The following is a 15,954-nucleotide window of genomic DNA, read 5'->3' as shown; positions in this document are numbered from 1 at the left end:
AGCGGGATGACGAGACTTATCTTTATGCCGCCGCGAACCGTCATACCGCGATTCATTCGCGGTATCTCTCAACATAGATCCCGCTAACACGTAGCGGGATGACGAATTACTTAACCATCATTACACCGTCATACCGCGATTCATTCGCGGTATCTCTTAGCCGCTAACAAGCAGCGGGATGACGGTTGTCGTTTAGCTACAAACATTAAGAAATTTACCAAATGAAAAAAAAGGCAAAAGAAGCCCCGTGGTTGGCTAATTACTTACATTATACTTTCAAGTATGGCGTTTTTTTATTCTAAACACTTAATAACCGCGATTTAGCTGCTTTTAAGCCGCAACTAATCTAAATTATAAACGTTAAGAAATTTACTAAACAGAAAAAAAGGCAAAAGAAACCCTAGGGTAGCTAGTTATTCACTATCCATTTTTTAAGTTGGCGTTTTTTAATGTTTTAAATGCTTTATAAGCGTATTTCAGCTTGTGTAGGTAAAAACCCAGAAATTTGATAAAGACATAGAGTGCACATAGTGCAAAAAATTAAACATGAGACGCCAGATACGTGAGTTTTTTTGTCATTTAATCTGTACAGAGAAGATAAATAAATAGCTTCAGTTTCATGATAAGGGGGCTGGCGGAGTTTGTCAAGCAAGTTTTTTTGTTTCTATTCCCAATGTTATATGGTTATGCAAGAAGTCTATTGTATGTTTACACTCTGCATTAAAGCTTTTAGTTAAGAGCATATCCATCCACCGCCGATAACTTGCTCATCTTTATACGCTACACAGGCTTGACCTGGACTGATGCCAAAGTAATCGTCGTTTAAAATGACACAGGCTTTATTTTTTTCGTCAGTTGAATGTATTGTTGCTAAACTTCCCGCATGTGATGATCTCAGCTTCACAGTTACTTCCATACCTTCCTTTGGTTGTTCTAACCAATTTAACTCCTTGATCAATATTTTTTTTTGCATTAATACGTTGATCGGACCTACTATAACCTCATTATTTTCTGTATTAATTTTTATCACATAAAGAGGTTCATTGTGTGCGATACCCAAGCCCTTTCTTTGCCCCACTGTAAAATTTACTATGCCACTGTGCTCGCCTAGCACTTTTCCATTAACATCCACTATTTTACCTTTCTGTACAGATTGTGGAGCTAATTTAGCTATTGTTTTACTATAGCTTTCGGAAACAAAGCATATATCTTGACTGTCCGGCTTTTCAGAAATTTGTAAGCCAAAATACTTTGCTAATTTTCTTATATCACTTTTATAGAACCCACCTAGTGGAAATCGCAAAAGCTTCAATTGCTCTTGAGTTGTAGCAAACAAAAAATAACTTTGATCTTTACTTTTATCAATGCTTCTACACAACTTTACCTCACCATTTTTTTCTAACCTTCTCACGTAATGTCCTGTTACGAGCACATCCGCACCAAGATTTTTTGTAACTTGCAATAGATCACGAAATTTTACCGTTTGGTTACATCTCACGCATGGTATGGGAGTTTCCCCACGCATATAGGTACTCGCAAAATCCTCTATTACTTCCTTTTTGAATATTTCCTCATAGTTTAAAATATAGTGAGGAAAGCCAACACTTTCAGCCACACGCTTAGCGTCATAAATATCTTGTCCAGCGCAGCATGCGCCCTTTCTTGCACCATCGGTGCCATAGAGTTGAAGAGTTACACCTATCACCTGGTACCCAAAGTTATATAGCAGTGCTGCAGCAACGGAGCTATCAACTCCCCCGGACATTGCAACAACAGCCTTGGTCTGGTGCGGAGCTTTATCTTTTAGCAGAGGTTCAATTTCAAATTCTTTTAGCATAATCGCCTTAATTTATAAACACAAACTTGGTGTCATGCAAGTAGCTGACACTGGAATCTAGTTTCTATTACACAATTTCATCGAAACAGCATACTTGTTTATAGTCAATTTTTCTGGATCCCAGTGTTGGCTACTTGGATGACATCTTTATGCTTGAGGTAAAATTTGCTATAAAATTCGATGAACTACCTTTAAAAATAATTTAATCCTGCTTAAATAAAACATGGCCAAAATAATCCATGTTTTCAAGCACTTTTCCGCTACCCAGAGCAACACAACAAAGTGGGTCATCTGCAACACGAACTGGTAGTTTTGTTGTTTCACTGATAACTTTGCCCAAGTTACGCAATAATCCGCCGCCACCGGATAAAATTATTCCTTTATCGACTATATCAGAAGAAAGTTCAGGTGGAGTGCTCTCCAGTGCAGTCCTAATAGCAGAAATTATCTGATGTACAGGCTCTATTAAACTCTCTGCAACTTGGTATTCTGATAAAAGCATTTCTTTTGGCATGCCACTCACTAAATCCCTGCCTTTAATTATCATTCCCTCTTTGTTATTTTCACCTGGCAAATTGGCTGAACCTATGCTTTTCTTAATTTTCTCAGCGGTTGTTTCACCGATTAATAATTTATGATTTTCACGAATATATGATTTTATTGCTTCATCCATAATATCGCCACCTACTCTGGCAGAACGTGAATAAACAATTCCACCTAAAGAAATAATTGCAACTTCAGTTGTACCGCCTCCTATATCAACGATCATAGAACCCTCAGGTTCAGTAACCGGGAGCCCAGCTCCGATTGCTGCAGCCATTGGTTCTTCAATTAAAAATACTTCATTTGCACCAGCACTTTCTGCTGCATCTTGTATAGCACGCCTTTCAACTGGCGTGGATCCAGATGGAACGCATATGATAATATTAGGTTTATTAACAGTGAATTTTGTGTTTGCACTGCGTATGAAATATTTTAGCATTTCTTCCGCACTTTTAAAATCAGCAATGACTCCATCTTTTAAGGGCCTTATCGCCTCTATTTCTCCAGGCGTTTTTCCAAGCATCATTTTAGCTTTTTTACCAAAAGCATAAGGAACGTAGCTTCCTTTTTCTTTTATTCTTGCTACAACTGAAGGCTCATCAAGCACTATTCCCTGATTTTTCTGATAAACTAAAGTGTTTGCAGTGCCAAGATCTATAGCAATATCGCTAGCAAATAAACCTTTGAAAGTGAAAAGACTACAAAACTTTTCGGTTAATTTTCGAACAAAATTCATACGCAACTCAAGAAAATCATTTATTAAGACAAATTATACTTTCCAGATAAGTAGCTAATGCAGCACTCAACGTCTAAACCCTTACCTGTTACTTTTTTTAGCAGTTCCAGGCCACACTTTGCACTGTATATATTTTGAGATAACCAACTGATAAGTAAACTAAAATCTCCTTTTATTATAGCACTTAATGATTCGTAATGATTCTTTTTAACGCAAGAGAAAATCTGCACAGCAGCAATTAAAGCAATAATTTTTATAGGAAAGTAGCCCATAACACCGCTTGCCCAATATTCATCTTGAAAATAAGTGTTTAGCTCATTTTCAGCTTTTACTGGAATTTTATAGTGCTTCATACCTTCCAGCCACGCATCATGCAGTTCTTTGACTTCCAATGTACCATTTATTATATCTTGTTCTAACCTAGTTCTCAACATAATATGAGCTAACAGACTAAATTCATCTGCATTTTTTAAAAAAGAAGAAAGGTTTATTTCATTGAAAATCAAGTACAAATTTTCAACACTGCTAACTTTCTCGTTAGTTTTGCCTTTTATAGCAAATTTCTCTTTTATGTGTGGTTGAATGAACTCAATAAATTCTCTGGATGTTCCAATCATCCTTTCCATGAATAACCCTTGAGTTTCATACATAACATGTCTCGTAATTGGGCTACTTATAGAATTTTGCGCTAAACATTTTTGATAAATTGCATAACCACTATGCCGTAAAAGAGAAAATAAACCATAACAAAAGTCAGATTCATCATAATCTATAGGGTAGTAATAAGAAGTACGAACCTCATGCAGTGCGACACCCATTTGCTGTAAACATGACGAGCCAAGTTCAATCTGCTTCTGAGTAGCAACTTTTTGTATATTAGTAACCTTATCCTTTTTCTGCTTTTCAATTATTTTATCTACATTTCCACTAAAGAATTTGCCTACCTTGGGGAATACTTCCCTTATATTCTTTTCTGTGATATCAGAGTCATAGTCAGCAAGCAGTGAGTCGTATTTTGAGCATTTTAATTGCTGCGATTTTATAGAAGCTACTTCGCGAATGAGTGTGATTAAATCAGTAAAACGTTCTTTTAGTTTTTCCAAGTTACTGGCTTCAGAATTGTTTAGCCTCCATAAACTTTGGCATTCAACTTTAGCTTTGGACAAAGATTTTACTAAATCAATAGGAACAGCACTGTTGCTCTTATGTATTCTCTCTATTAACTTTAGCTGCCAAGCATCTGCACTCTTTTTGTTGTCAAGAGCATCTGCTAATGATTCCTTTATTACGTCATGAGAGATAATTTCATGTCTGATTTCTTCTAGAAGACTCATTTGTTCAACTTTGTCCTCTGCATTCAATTGGCTTTGGTTTAGTACTTTTAGCGTATTTTCGATATTCTTTACCCTATATAATACTTCCTCTAAAAACTTATAAGATTTCATATTTGTTCATTATTTTAGAAAACATCTGTTTAACATCGTGATAGATTAATAATAAAGTTAAAAGCATATTTGCTTAAAGTACAATAAAAAATTGTACTTTTTATTCTTTTATTGGATTTTTCTACTCAGAGTCCAGCATATTATAGGAAAATTAATTGTAAGGTTGTAGAAAAAGTATTTAGTATTTTATTTCTCTTGACTATATTACAATATGGAGAGATATTAGCTACTGAAATTAAAGTTACGCACTATTTAAAATTTATGGAGGTTTAGTAATGTGGAGTAGACTGGTTATAATGTGCTGTTTTTGTTTATTACTTACTGGTGTAAGTTCTTGCCCAAAAAAAGGAGCAAATACAACAAATAAAATAAATTCTGTTGTTAAGCAGATAGGTGATAAAAGAGTTTTCTTTGGTTATGATGAATCTAGTATTGCTGAAGTAAGTGCAGATGCATTACTTGACGTAATGGAGGTGTTACAAGATAACCCTGACGCGAAGGTTACTTTAACTGGTCACACTGACAACCGTGGTTCTCATGAATATAATCTTGCGCTAGGCGCTAGAAGGGCAGATGCAGCTAAAAAATTTATGGTTAGTTGTACACCCTACATAGAAAACAGAATAAAAACTGCTTCTAAAGGTGAAACTGAGCCTTTGGTTAATGTAAAAGATGATTCTAGAAATTCTAAATATGAAAAAGAGCATGCTAAAAATCGTAGAGTGGAATTTTCATTTTCTGGAATAAAGAAATAGTTTCTTGCATTAAAACCTGGATCCCAGTGTCAAGCACTGGGATGACATAAAGAAAGGGCACTGGGGTAGACAAAAAAGGACAAACTTGTCATATTTCGTTGCTTGTTAGCGGGATCTATATATACCACAAATAAGTCGCTGTATGACGTAGAGACTATCTGGCCATCAAGAGGCATAATGGAATTAGAGTTATTATTTCAAAATGTGGTTAATAGTTTTGCTTTCTATAATAATCAAGTTGCAGTTGCAGTATCAGGTGGTGTAGATAGTATAATCTTACTGCACTTAATGAATAACTGGGCAAAAAAAAACAAGCTTCCACTTCCTATAGCATTAACAGTAAATCATGGGTTACGTTCAGAGTCTCAAAAAGAAGCTGATTTTGTTGTAAGTTATGCAAAGGAACTTGGAGCAAAGGAATCGTTCATATTAAATTGGGAGAAGCAAAATATTAAAGGCAATATTCAGTTACAGGCACGAAAAGCACGGTATAAGTTACTAGCAGAGTGGTGTAAAAATAATAATGTTAAATATTTACTTGTTGCTCATCACAAAGATGATCAAGCAGAAACGTTCTTGTTAAGATTAGAGCGAGGTAGTGGCGTAGATGGATTATCATCAATGGACTACAAGTCTTTCCTAAATGGTATTTATATATTTAGGCCATTGTTAAATTTTAGTCGTAGTGAAATAGAAAAGTACGCTAAGCTTCATCGGTTAAAATGGATCGAAGATAGAAGCAACTATGACTTAAAATACAGGCGAACTTTATACCGTAACTTACTTAAAGCAAGTGATAATCAAGAGATTTTAACAGAGCGAATATGCCTCACAGCCCTTCATATGAAAAGAGCTGCAAAAGCGTTGATGCACTACACACGCCTTGCGTTTAATGACTGCGTTAATGTGCATGATCTTGGTTATATTGAAATTAAACTAAGTGAGTTTTATCAATTGCCAGAGGAAATAGCCTTGAGGCTTCTTCTTTACTCCATAATGGCAATTGCCAGTAAACATTATAAACCAAGGTACAACAGCCTTATCGTAATATTTAATAAAATATTGCAAAAGGATAGTAATGTTAATTGTACACTTTCTGGGTGTAAAATAAGAAAACATGGAGAAAATATCTTGATAATTAGAGAATCGTCAAAGATACAAGAAATTACCTTAAACCTACCTTTAAATGAACCTACTCAATGGGATAACAGATTTAGCTGCACAATACTCGGAAATCAAGAGTGTTCAGTTATCATCGCTCCATTAAAAAAAACACAAAAAGTTCCTGAATTTCTGAAGGATTACAACTGCTGCCCTGAAGTTTTCTATTCTTTGCCTGTAGTGCTAAAAGATGGAAAGGTGCTTGCTTATCCTGATGTAAATTATAACGGAAAAAATACCAATGACGATAAGGTTCAATGCATTATTAATAGCACGATAAAACAAAATTTGGTAAGCTTGATTAGTATTTAGTTAGAAATAGAAATGAAAAAATTTTTAGAAGGCTTATTGATCTGGTTAGTAATTATTGTTCTTATTTCAGTTGCTTATATTCAGTTCAGCGGAAATGTAGGTAAAAGTAAAACAATTATACCTTTTTCGGAATTTTTAACTAGACTAGAAGACAATGATGTAGAAAATATTGTCATAAAAAACCAGAGCATTGAAGGCAAGTTCAGGGACGGTTCAAGTTTCAATTCAAGCGGTGTCATATATAGCGACCTAATAAAAAATTTACATGATAGAAAAGTGAGATTCTCCTTTTCAACTGGAGATTCTGCCATGAACGTAATTGGTGGATTACTTATCTCATGGGTCCCAACATTTATCTTTATTGGCTTCTTGCTATTCTTTCTTAAACAAACACAAGCGGGGGGCAACAGAACTATAAGCTTTGGCAAGTCAAGGGCTAGACTCATGACTAGTGGAAAAAAAGTAACATTTGATGATGTTGCCGGAATTGATGAAGCAAAAGAAGAGCTAGTAGAGATCGTTGATTTTCTTAAACAAAGGCAAAAATTTCAAATATTAGGTGGAAAAATACCAAAAGGGTGCCTTTTGATTGGCTCTCCTGGAACTGGTAAAACTTTACTTGCTCGTGCAATTGCAGGAGAAGCTAATGTGCCATTCTTTAGTATTTCTGGATCTGATTTTGTTGAAATGTTTGTGGGTGTTGGTGCAAGTCGTGTTCGTGATATGTTTGATCAAGGCAAGAAAAATGCTCCTTGTATAATTTTTATAGATGAAATAGATGCGGTGGGTAGACATCGTGGCATTGGTCTTGGTGGCGGCAATGATGAAAGAGAACAAACATTAAATCAGTTATTAGTTGAGATGGATGGCTTTGAGTCTAATGAAGGTGTAATAATAATTGCTGCGACTAACCGTCCGGATGTCTTAGATCCAGCACTGCTTAGACCTGGTCGTTTTGACCGACAGATTACTATTTCTTTACCCGATATAAATGGGCGTGAAAAGATATTAAATACTCATATAAAGAAAATATCAATAGCACCAGATGTAAACGTGAAAACAGTTGCAAGAGGAACACCAGGTTTTTCAGGGGCTGATCTAGCAAATTTGGTGAATGAATCTGCACTTATCGCTGCAAGAAGAAACAAGAAGATTGTTACCATGGATGATTTCGAATATGCACGTGATAAAGTGATGATGGGCGTAGAAAGGCGATCTCTCATTATGACAGAAGAGGAAAAGAGACTGACTGCATACCATGAAGCTGGTCATGCGATGATTGCTGTTAATATGCCTGCTTCTGATCCTATACACAAGGCAACAATTATTCCACGCGGTAGGGCACTCGGTTTAGTTATGAGACTACCAGAAACAGATAGAGTGTCCCTCACAAGAGAAAAGATGCTAGCAGATATAACTGTTGCAATGGGTGGAAGAGTGGCAGAAGAGCTAATTTTTGGCTACGATAAAGTCACAAGCGGTGCATCTTCGGATATAAAACAAGCATCTGATTTATCACGCGCTATGGTAACAAAATGGGGAATGAGTGACAAAATAGGCCCGATCTATCACAATCGCGAACAAACCATACATGGTTCTGAGATAATTTCTGAAGATACGTTAAAACTTATAGATGAAGAAGTGAAGAAAGTTGTATCTTCTTGCTATGAAAAAGCAAAAGACATTTTGACCAAGCATAAGAAAGGCTTAGATCTCATTGCCGAAAATCTACTGGAGTTTGAAACTTTAACAGGAGATGAAATAAAGGACATATTAAATGGAAAAAAAATTGTTAGAGAGGAAAATGAGAAGAATGAGAAAATAAAAAAATCCTCTCTCTATGAGAGTTGACCTCATCTTAAAAATGCTAATCAGCTAACGCTGCAATAAAACATTCAGAATTGTAACTGTCAATATAAATTGTATTAAAATATTCATAATATTGCATTTTCATCACAATAATGCTATCATTCAGTTAGTATTAATGTTTAATGAGGTGTGAGTAATGATTGATATAGCTTCTATTGGTGTAAGTACAGTTATTGATCAGAATTATAGAAGAAAAGCACAATTATGTTTATCAGGATTATTTGTAACTGTGTCAATAGCAACTGTTACCTGGTTTATTTTCCCTGCGTCACAAAATGTATTAGCTCCGTTTTTACTTCCGGCTATGTTCTTGCTCTTCACTTTATCGATGGGTTATTACATGTTCATATTTAGTTGTGAAGAAAAATCTTTGGTAAAGAATGTTCTTGGTATGGTTGAACCGGCTGAATCGGTAAAGAGAGTGCATTGCCAAGAAAATATTAAGTCCTTATTAGCAGAAGTGAGAAGTACTACGAAAGATAGGTTTCGTAACGTGCTTGTTAATCTTTGTTTTGAAGATCGTAGTAAAGCACACAAACTTGCATTATATGTGAAAGAAATTGACAATATTGTGTCTTCAATAAAAAATAAAGACCTCTTAGACCATTTTGATCAATTTTTTACTATTACTGAAGTAAGCAATAAAAAAAATAGAAGTGAATTAATGAACCTCGCAAGGGCATATAAGATGATAAGTGAAGAAGATCCAGACAAAATACAGGATTTTTTAGCTACTCAAACAAAAAGTTATTCATATGAAATAATGTTACCTGAAATTGATAATTTTCTATCACAAGCTAGGTGATTTTATCAATAATTTCATTGTGTACGTGATTATCATTTTTTGTTTCAATTCCAGTGATAACACTGCACCTAACGGGCTCTTTTATGGCTATTTCCTGAAATCCTTTTCTGACCTTATTGTAAAAATTAACATCCATTTCTTCATATTTATTCTTGTCTTTTGCTCTATTTAACCCAACTTTAACATCAATATCTAGAATAAATGTAATATCTGGACATTTAATTTCTACTAACTTATGTAAGTCCCTTATTAGCCCTAAATCAACACTAAGCCCATATCCTTGGTATGCAATAGTTGAATCAATAAACCGATCACAAATCACTATTTTTCCTTCTGCAAGAGCTGGTAATATTAATTTTTTCATATGTTCGCGCCTCATCGAAATAAGTAGCAAGAGTTCAGAAATAGGATCAATATTATTCGTTAACAACACTCCTCTTATCTTTTCTGCAAAGTTAGTGCCACCTGGTTCTCGAGTCAATACCACATTATTTTCGCCGTGAATTTGCTTAAAATGATTTGCAAGTAGCTTAGATTGTGTTGTTTTACCAGAGCCGTCTATTCCTTCGAAAGTTATGAACATAAGTTTTATAATTATAATACTAAAAAAGAATATGCAAACAGTATACATAGAAACCGTTTGACATTTAAATAATAAGACCGTAAATTACATGTGGTATAATAATAGTCTATGGTTGCTCTGAATACTCCTAAAGTCGATTTTAGTTTTACTGCAAAAGATTTTAATCTTTTGGGAGTAGACAATAAATACTATACATTAAGTGACTGTTGTGGAAAAAATGGTCTTATTGTAATGTTTATATGCAATCACTGTCCTTACGTTCAGTCAATTATTAGTAATCTGGTAAGCGATGTTGATCAATTGAAAAAAGATTATCAGGTAAACACCATTGCAATAATGCCAAATGATGTAAATGAATATCCAGAAGATTCCTTTGAAAATATGATTAATTTTGCCAAGGAAAATAAGTTTACATTTCCATATTTAATTGATAGTACACAGAAAATAGCTAAAGAATACGGGGCTGTTTGCACTCCTGACTTTTTCGGCTTTAATTCCAATTTAAACCTTTGCTATCGTGGACGTTTTAACAACGCAAAAAAAGAAAAGGTTCAAAGCTATGAAGTAGGAAGTAGTGACTTATTTCAAGCTATGAAATTTATTGCAGAAACTGGTAATTCTCCAATTGACCAAAAATCAAGTATTGGCTGCTCAATTAAATGGTCTAATTCTACAGGTTAAATATCATGCACAGTGGCTCTCAGCATTTGTTTGATATTATAATTTTGCTTTCTGCTGCTGTGTTTATAGTCATAGCATTTTGGAAAATGAATATTAGTCCAGTGCTTGGTTACTTCGTTGCAGGTGCAGTTATTGGTTCTCACGGATTTAATCTGATACACTCAGCTGAAGCAATGGATAATCTTGCAGAATTTGGTGTAGTTTTTCTATTATTCATTATAGGCCTTGAATTGACATTTGAACGCCTGATCGCTATGCGTATTCATGTATTTGGGTTCGGTTCTCTTCAAGTTATAGTTACCATGGTAGCAATATGGTGCATCGCTCTTGCTTTCGGAGTGAATACGAATATAGCAACAGTTATTGGTGGTGGGCTTGCGCTATCCTCAACAGCAATAGTGTTGCAGGTTCTGCAAGAAAAAGGTTCTCAAGCAAGTCAGGTTGGTAGATTGTCGATAGCAGTGCTATTAATGCAAGATTTTGCAGTGGTACCATTAATAGTATTGGTACCTTTACTTACTGGCAATTCTGAGCACAGCCTGATAAGCTCATTGGCAGGTTCATTGGTGCAAGCAGCTATTGCATTAGTGCTGATATTTATAACTGGTAGATTATTGCTTAGACCTTTATTTTCGGTTATTGCTAAAATGGAAAGTAATGAGATCTTTATATCAACAACGCTTTTAATAGTATTAGGAGCAGCATTTATTACTGAGCAATTCCATTTATCGTTAGCATTAGGTGCATTTGTTGCTGGATTGTTAGTTGCAGAAACAGAATATAGACACTCAGTAGAACACGCAGTATTGCCATTTAAAGATTTGTTTCTTGGCTTATTTTTCATGACTGTTGGTATGTCCATCAATACCGAACTTTTACTCAATAAGTTACCACTAATTACTTTATTATCGATTATCCTTATCGTTTTAAAAACATCTATTATATATATATTGTGTAGATTTTTTGGGTTTAAGAGTGCACCTGCTATACAAGCTGGGTTACTGCTTTCACAAGGCGGTGAATTTGCGTTTATTTTATTTCGCTTAGCAGATGAGCTAAATGTGCTACCAAGTGAAATCGCTCAAGTACTTATGATGGTAACTACAGTAACCATGGCTTTCACTCCTCTTTTATCAGGGCTTGGAGATTGGATAGCAAACTCATTTAGCACTGAGAAAACAATATTAGATGATGAAGCTGTTGAAACAGATACACAAGATCTTTATAACCATGTGATAGTTGCTGGATTTGGTAGAGTGGGATATATGGTAACAAAAATGCTTACGGCAGAGCATTTAAGTTACGTTGTTGTAGATATTCAATCGAAAATAGTCAAAGAAGGAAAAAGTGATAGTTTTCCTATATATCTTGGAGATGTTACAAGATGTGAAATTTTAAAATCGGTAGGAATAGAAAGAGCTCAAGCTCTCGTTATTTCAATAAAGAATGAAGTTACTATAAAAAAAGTTGTTTCTTTAGTTGCAGCAAATTTTCCGCATGTAAATATTGTAATACGCTTACCAGATCTGAGTAATGTGGAGGTTTATAGAGATCTAGGAGCTAGTAAAATTATTCCTGAAACATCTGAGATAGGATTGCAGCTAGGTGGAGCTGCACTGAGCCTTAGTGGTATTAGCGAAAGTGGAGTTATGTCTTTAAAAAGTAGATTCAGAAAAGGCAATTACAGTATGTTAAAAGACCTTGGTAGTGATAAAGATGAATAACTACTTCTCTAATTTTATGTACAGAAAGCTTCAAGCTTTATTGAGGTTTTGCCTATAGTAAATTACGCACATAATCAACCAAATTAAGGAAAGTGCAAACCAAGTGATTGCATATTCCAAATGCTTCATTGGCTGTATAGCTACTTTGCTGCCAAAATTGTTCGGCCACAATATACACTTCTCTAGCTTAATACCTAACTCATTGGAAATTTCTTCTGTACTCAGGGTAAACCATGTATTCGAAGTAGTATCGTTCTTGATAAACCAATTTTTGCTTTTACTGCTATTGCAATATAAAACTCCACCTGCAGCTACTTTTTCAATTTTTGCTCTTTCCTCTTTTTTTTCTTTAACTATTCCTTTGTTCACTAGCATATAATTTCCAGTAGTAAGTAGCATAGGAGATAACACATGATATCCATATTGCCCTGCAAAAACATATAGTTCTATGTCACTTAGAATCCCATCGATCTTGACATGCCTATAGTTAAATTTTTCAAGGTCGTTATTGGGCAATAGATGAACAACTGGAAGACTCATATTTTTGATAATATTATTCTTCCAGTTCAATCTGAATACTTGCCATAATCCTAATAAAAAAAGGAGCAAGCAAGGTACAATTAAAATAAATACTATTTTTTTTAACACTCTATATTTGTGTTCTTAAATAGTTTTCAACACCCATTAGTTCAATAAGGTCAATCTGTTTCTCAATCCAATGGAAGTGCTCTTCTTCATTTTTTAACATCTCTTCTAATAACATTACACTAACAAAATCTTTTTCTTTCTCAGCGATAGAAATCGTTTCTTTGATATCCTTAATACCTTTTCCCTCTAATTTCAAATTAGCTTCTAAGATTTTCCGTATTGTGTCTTTTGTAAACTTTCCATCATGCTTTGATATTTCGTTTGTATCCTGAAAATTTGGAACTCCTTTAAATAACAAAATTCTTTCTGCCAACTTGTTTGCATGTTCAAGTTCTTCGTTAAGCTCATTTTTTACCTTTTCTGCAAGTCTATTAATTCCATTATTTTTGAGAATCGCAAAATGCAAAAGATACTGGCGTACAGAAGTCAGCTCATTGGTCAATAATTTATTCAAATGTTTTACTATCTCTTCATTCATAATCTTCCCTTAGTTCAATTCATCAGCATAATTTATATGATAACGATAGTTATAGCAACTCATTTAATAGTTCCTTTGATAACAACCGTATTAAATAGCATGTCGTGGTATGTCTGTTTCTTTTTAGAAAAACAAGCAACTAGATACCAGCAGAGAGTGAGCAGCACTATCATTACTTTCAATGCACTCAAGACATTCACTAATACTTCCTGATCTTGCAAAAATTCAGTAAGGATAACTGCTACACTGTTTAACAAAGGAAGAAAAAACTGGGAAGTGCTTCTGTCAAACGCTAAATTCAAGTCTATTTTAGAATTATCTAAATTGATAGTATATATATTCAGTAACTGTTGGCCGGGAGTTGCTTGGGCCTTTGAAGATATAAAATATGTGAAGTAACTACAATTTACACACATGTATGATAGATGTAAGATCAACGGAGAATCCTCTAATAGCAGTATAATTAATAAAGTTGGAATTAATAAAATTGCTACATCTATTAAATACGCGCAAAAGCGCCTTTTTATGCTGGCAATCTCTGTCATTACCTATCTTCTAAATACTTTATTACAAAATCTGTAAGTTTATCAAAATGTTGAAAACATAACAAATCTTCATAACCGCTTATTGATTGACCGTATATAATAGGTAAACAATTGGCATTTTGTGCACACAGAACATCTGTGATGCTATCACCAACGAAAAACACATTTTCTCTATTTATAGGCAACGTACTCTCTTCTAGTGCAAATAGCAGTGGGGTTGCAGATGGTTTATCTTCCGCGGTATCGCATGACCCAACCACTCTTTCAAAGTAAGAATCCAGTTTAAAATAGGTAACTTCTTCACGTAAATTAGTATTTTTCTTATTACTTACTATTGCTAGATAAACATTGTGGCTTTTCAGTGTCTGCAACATTTCCTCTACTCCTTGATTCAGAGCAATGTTTTGTAATAGCGCATTATCTAAGTATTGTTGATATATCTGATTCGCTTTTTTCCACTGATCGCCAAATAAATTGACCATATAGCTCTTTCTCGACTCATGGGAATTTCTATCAGCAGCTTTATTACTATACCCCATTGAGTTTATGGTATGCTTAATAGCATTAAAAATATTATCTTGAGTGTCAACTAAGGTATTATCCCAATCGAATACTACTGCTAATGGGCTGTTTTTCATTTCTATATTGTTATATATTTTAAGTTAATAAATAAATAGCATTTTAATGAAAAAGATATAAATAGGACGCTCTACCACAAGTTATGTTAACTGTTTTTTATATAATTAGCTAATATACTGGTTATATGATATGTTTTAATAGGTAATAGGTATGGCCCAGACATCTCAAGAAAGTGTTGAAAAAAAGTTTAAAGACGTCTTTGAACGTTCTCCAGGTGCTTTTCCAGAAGGTACTTCATTAGAAGAGAAGGTTAATTATATCGCAAAAGGAACAAAGGCTCTAAAAGCTGTGAAAAGTAAGGAGCTTGAGAACAAAATGAAAAACGTTGCAGAATTGAATCAGAAACTTGAAAGTCAAGAAGGACGTGCAGATGAAAAAGCACGTCAAGATTTTGAAAGAATTGCTGAGCTTGACCAACAATATAAAGGGAAGGGCATCTTCACAAGTGAAAAAGTTGCAGAATTAAAAAATGACAAAAAATTTCAAGAAGCAGCTAACACTCTTAGAGAAACTACAACAGAAGGTAAAAGTGTTGAACAGAGTGGACAAAAAAAGACTTCTGAGGCTTCTGTACAAACAGATACACAGCCATCAGAGCACATCGTTAGTCCCTCAGTGAGCAAGAGTTCTGTAAAAGAGAAGCTCAACACTGAGCCGGACAAAAAAGATACCACGCCTCAACCACAAGAAAATCAAAAAGAAGAAGGGTTTTTGAGTCTTCTGAAGCGCTTTGTTAAGAAAATATTAGAAAAACTTTTGGGTGAGGATGAAAAGAGTGTGGAGAATACTCATGACATGAGAGAAGATGCTCAAAGAGATACGTCAAATAACGAAGAGCAACAAAAGAGTAAGCAGCTTGATGAAATTTTAAAGGACAAAAGTGTAAGCGAGGGTTTGAAGCAGGCAACAAAGCTTGAGAACCCGGCAATAACGCCTGTTAATACTCCTAAAGTGAATGAAGTAAACACGGGTCGTGAAAGGTGATCCGCTTTCAAGCTTCATTATACCGCCACGAACCGTCATACCGCCGCGGTATCTCATCCGCTAACAAGTAGCGGGATGACGATTGTCAGGGTGTCATCCCAGTGTCCCTATGATGTCATCCCAGTGCCCTGACTACTTGGATCTAGCAAGCTTTGCTTGCAAATAAGTCTAATACGCGTCGCGTTTTATGCCAAAACACAATTGGAGTT

General features: G+C 34.8%; 15 protein-coding genes. 7 read left to right on the top strand and 8 right to left on the bottom strand.

Annotation, left to right across the window (positions count from 1 at the left end):
• Window positions 1–733: 733 nt before the first annotated feature.
• The 3 genes from mnmA to ABWU32_RS01715 form a co-directional block, all read right to left on the bottom strand.
• Window positions 734–1,837: a tRNA 2-thiouridine(34) synthase MnmA gene (gene mnmA / locus ABWU32_RS01725; RefSeq protein WP_015589473.1), complete on the bottom strand. Its 1,104-nt coding sequence runs from the start codon at window positions 1,835–1,837 to the stop codon at window positions 734–736.
• Window positions 1,838–2,039: 202 nt separating this feature from the next.
• Window positions 2,040–3,116, bottom strand: coding sequence for a rod shape-determining protein (locus tag ABWU32_RS01720; RefSeq protein ID WP_141456703.1), 1,077 nt, complete (start codon window positions 3,114–3,116; stop codon window positions 2,040–2,042).
• 23 nt (window positions 3,117–3,139) lie between these two features.
• Window positions 3,140–4,561, bottom strand: coding sequence for a carboxypeptidase (locus ABWU32_RS01715; RefSeq protein ID WP_265027915.1), 1,422 nt, complete (start codon window positions 4,559–4,561; stop codon window positions 3,140–3,142).
• A 275-nt stretch (window positions 4,562–4,836) separates the two neighbouring features.
• Here ABWU32_RS01715 and ABWU32_RS01710 point away from each other — a divergent pair, with 275 nt between their 5' ends.
• The 4 genes from ABWU32_RS01710 to ABWU32_RS01695 all read left to right on the top strand — a co-directional run bounded on the left by ABWU32_RS01710 (window position 4,837) and on the right by ABWU32_RS01695 (window position 9,463).
• Window positions 4,837–5,316: an OmpA family protein gene (locus ABWU32_RS01710; RefSeq protein WP_010081889.1), complete on the top strand. Its 480-nt coding sequence runs from the start codon at window positions 4,837–4,839 to the stop codon at window positions 5,314–5,316.
• 177 nt (window positions 5,317–5,493) lie between these two features.
• Window positions 5,494–6,789 (top strand): tRNA lysidine(34) synthetase TilS, encoded by a 1,296-nt coding sequence (gene tilS / locus ABWU32_RS01705; protein WP_015589470.1) that lies wholly within the window; start codon window positions 5,494–5,496, stop codon window positions 6,787–6,789.
• A gap of 12 nt (window positions 6,790–6,801) precedes the next feature.
• Window positions 6,802–8,640 carry an ATP-dependent zinc metalloprotease FtsH gene (gene ftsH / locus ABWU32_RS01700; protein WP_012673393.1) on the top strand — a complete coding sequence of 613 codons (1,839 nt, stop codon included), beginning with the start codon at window positions 6,802–6,804 and terminating at the stop codon, window positions 8,638–8,640.
• Between the two features lie 154 nt (window positions 8,641–8,794).
• A complete protein-coding gene (locus ABWU32_RS01695) occupies window positions 8,795–9,463 on the top strand; it encodes a hypothetical protein (RefSeq protein WP_007548786.1) in 669 nt (222 codons plus the stop codon).
• On the opposite strand, the gene tmk is transcribed toward ABWU32_RS01695, so the two are convergent.
• Window positions 9,456–10,046 carry a dTMP kinase gene (gene tmk / locus ABWU32_RS01690; protein WP_015589469.1) on the bottom strand — a complete coding sequence of 197 codons (591 nt, stop codon included), beginning with the start codon at window positions 10,044–10,046 and terminating at the stop codon, window positions 9,456–9,458. The genes ABWU32_RS01695 and tmk overlap by 8 nt on opposite strands.
• Window positions 10,047–10,154: 108 nt before the next feature.
• Here tmk and ABWU32_RS01685 point away from each other — a divergent pair, with 108 nt between their 5' ends.
• Both ABWU32_RS01685 and ABWU32_RS01680 read left to right on the top strand, forming a co-directional pair.
• Window positions 10,155–10,727 (top strand): thioredoxin family protein, encoded by a 573-nt coding sequence (locus ABWU32_RS01685; protein WP_015589468.1) that lies wholly within the window; start codon window positions 10,155–10,157, stop codon window positions 10,725–10,727.
• A gap of 5 nt (window positions 10,728–10,732) precedes the next feature.
• Window positions 10,733–12,451: a monovalent cation:proton antiporter-2 (CPA2) family protein gene (locus tag ABWU32_RS01680; protein WP_141456699.1), complete on the top strand. Its 1,719-nt coding sequence runs from the start codon at window positions 10,733–10,735 to the stop codon at window positions 12,449–12,451.
• A gap of 30 nt (window positions 12,452–12,481) precedes the next feature.
• Here the strand turns inward: ABWU32_RS01680 and ABWU32_RS01675 are convergent, their stop codons facing one another.
• From ABWU32_RS01675 to ABWU32_RS01660, 4 genes are read right to left on the bottom strand one after another with little or no spacing between them, the layout of a single operon-like run.
• On the bottom strand, window positions 12,482–13,099 hold the full coding sequence (locus ABWU32_RS01675; RefSeq protein WP_015589466.1) for an SURF1 family protein: 618 nt from the start codon (window positions 13,097–13,099) through the stop codon (window positions 12,482–12,484).
• Window position 13,100: 1 nt separating this feature from the next.
• Window positions 13,101–13,577, bottom strand: a complete 477-nt coding sequence (gene bfr, locus ABWU32_RS01670) for a bacterioferritin (RefSeq protein ID WP_007549093.1) — start codon at window positions 13,575–13,577, stop codon at window positions 13,101–13,103.
• A 59-nt stretch (window positions 13,578–13,636) separates the two neighbouring features.
• Window positions 13,637–14,122 (bottom strand): RDD family protein, encoded by a 486-nt coding sequence (locus ABWU32_RS01665; protein ID WP_015589465.1) that lies wholly within the window; start codon window positions 14,120–14,122, stop codon window positions 13,637–13,639.
• Window positions 14,122–14,760 (bottom strand): HAD family hydrolase, encoded by a 639-nt coding sequence (locus ABWU32_RS01660; RefSeq protein ID WP_015589464.1) that lies wholly within the window; start codon window positions 14,758–14,760, stop codon window positions 14,122–14,124. The genes ABWU32_RS01665 and ABWU32_RS01660 overlap by 1 nt, the downstream gene beginning before the upstream one ends.
• Before the next feature lie 151 nt (window positions 14,761–14,911).
• Between ABWU32_RS01660 and ABWU32_RS01655 the strand changes: the two genes are divergently transcribed.
• Window positions 14,912–15,745, top strand: coding sequence for a hypothetical protein (locus tag ABWU32_RS01655; RefSeq protein WP_015589463.1), 834 nt, complete (start codon window positions 14,912–14,914; stop codon window positions 15,743–15,745).
• Window positions 15,746–15,954 lie beyond the last annotated feature (209 nt).

This window comes from Wolbachia endosymbiont (group A) of Udea olivalis (assembly GCF_964028365.1).
Lineage (GTDB): Bacteria > Pseudomonadota > Alphaproteobacteria > Rickettsiales > Anaplasmataceae > Wolbachia > Wolbachia pipientis.
This window is presented reverse-complemented; position numbering and strand designations above follow the sequence as displayed.

Bases quoted from the DNA above. Each gene is read 5' to 3' on its own strand.
- mnmA (WP_015589473.1), bottom strand. From the start codon at position 1,837: ATGCTAAAAGAATTTGAAATTGAACCTCTGCTAAAAGATAAAGCTCCG.
- ABWU32_RS01720 (WP_141456703.1), bottom strand. From the start codon at position 3,116: ATGAATTTTGTTCGAAAATTAACCGAAAAGTTTTGTAGTCTTTTCACT.
- ABWU32_RS01715 (WP_265027915.1), bottom strand. From the start codon at position 4,561: ATGAAATCTTATAAGTTTTTAGAGGAAGTATTATATAGGGTAAAGAAT.
- ABWU32_RS01710 (WP_010081889.1), top strand. From the start codon at position 4,837: ATGTGGAGTAGACTGGTTATAATGTGCTGTTTTTGTTTATTACTTACT.
- tilS (WP_015589470.1), top strand. From the start codon at position 5,494: ATGGAATTAGAGTTATTATTTCAAAATGTGGTTAATAGTTTTGCTTTC.
- ftsH (WP_012673393.1), top strand. From the start codon at position 6,802: ATGAAAAAATTTTTAGAAGGCTTATTGATCTGGTTAGTAATTATTGTT.
- ABWU32_RS01695 (WP_007548786.1), top strand. From the start codon at position 8,795: ATGATTGATATAGCTTCTATTGGTGTAAGTACAGTTATTGATCAGAAT.
- tmk (WP_015589469.1), bottom strand. From the start codon at position 10,046: ATGTTCATAACTTTCGAAGGAATAGACGGCTCTGGTAAAACAACACAA.
- ABWU32_RS01685 (WP_015589468.1), top strand. From the start codon at position 10,155: ATGGTTGCTCTGAATACTCCTAAAGTCGATTTTAGTTTTACTGCAAAA.
- ABWU32_RS01680 (WP_141456699.1), top strand. From the start codon at position 10,733: ATGCACAGTGGCTCTCAGCATTTGTTTGATATTATAATTTTGCTTTCT.
- bfr (WP_007549093.1), bottom strand. From the start codon at position 13,577: ATGAATGAAGAGATAGTAAAACATTTGAATAAATTATTGACCAATGAG.
- ABWU32_RS01665 (WP_015589465.1), bottom strand. From the start codon at position 14,122: ATGACAGAGATTGCCAGCATAAAAAGGCGCTTTTGCGCGTATTTAATA.
- ABWU32_RS01660 (WP_015589464.1), bottom strand. From the start codon at position 14,760: ATGAAAAACAGCCCATTAGCAGTAGTATTCGATTGGGATAATACCTTA.
- ABWU32_RS01655 (WP_015589463.1), top strand. From the start codon at position 14,912: ATGGCCCAGACATCTCAAGAAAGTGTTGAAAAAAAGTTTAAAGACGTC.